The organism is Pseudomonas sp. P5_B2 (assembly GCF_056400445.1).
Map to the genome: position 1 here is coordinate 1 of NZ_JBFULH010001220.1, position 842 is coordinate 842.

The 842-nt window shown below is 59.1% G+C and carries 1 protein-coding gene; it reads left to right on the forward strand.

Annotated elements, in window-relative coordinates; genetic code table 11:
* Positions 1 to 842, forward strand: an 842-nt coding sequence (locus AC1DRJ_RS30335; RefSeq protein WP_477805361.1) for a phage major capsid protein, incomplete at both ends; no start/stop codon positions are given.

Here is an 842-nt window from a genome sequence, read left to right on the forward strand (position 1 = left end):
CCGCCGCGTCAGCGTTCCGGTTAATGCTGCGCTGCTCAGCACTGGCGTAGCTGAAGGTGTTGTAGAACCGATGCGCCTACCTGGTATCGACGTGATGCCGAAGCAGCGCCTATTTATCCGGGATCTGATCGCCCCAGGCCGCACCACGTCTCCGGCCATCTTCTGGGTCCAGCAAACCGGCTTCACCAATGCTGCCCGGGTTGTTGCCGAGAACACTGCCAAGCCTTACAGCGATATCCAGTTCGATACCAAGATCACGCCGGTGACCACCATCGCGCACATGTTCAAGGCCTCGAAGCAGATCCTCGATGACTTCGCGCAGCTGCAGTCCACGGTCGACGCCGAAATGCGTTATGGCCTGAAGTACGCGGAAGAGTCGGAAATTCTGTTTGGTGACGGCACCGGCGTTCATTTGCACGGCATCGTTCCGCAAGCAGAGGCTTACTCGGCCGCCTTCGAGCCTGATGCGATGACTCAGATCGACCAGTTGCGCCTGGCCATGCTTCAGTCGCAACTGGCGCGCCTACCAGCCAGTGGGCACGTGCTCCACTTCACCGACTGGGCGAAGATCGAACTGACTAAGGATACCCTGGGTCGTTACATCATTGGCAACCCGTTGAGCCTCGCCGGCCCGACACTGTGGGGGTTGCCTGTTGTAGCAACTGAACTGGCAGCGTTCCTCGGCAAGTTCTTGACCGGGGCATTCCAGACCGGCGCCCAGATCTTCGATCGCGAGGACGCCAATGTGGTGATTTCCACCGAGAACGCCGATGACTTCGAGAAGAACATGATCTCGATCCGTTGCGAAGAGCGTCTCGCTCTGGCGGTAAAACGCCCGGAAG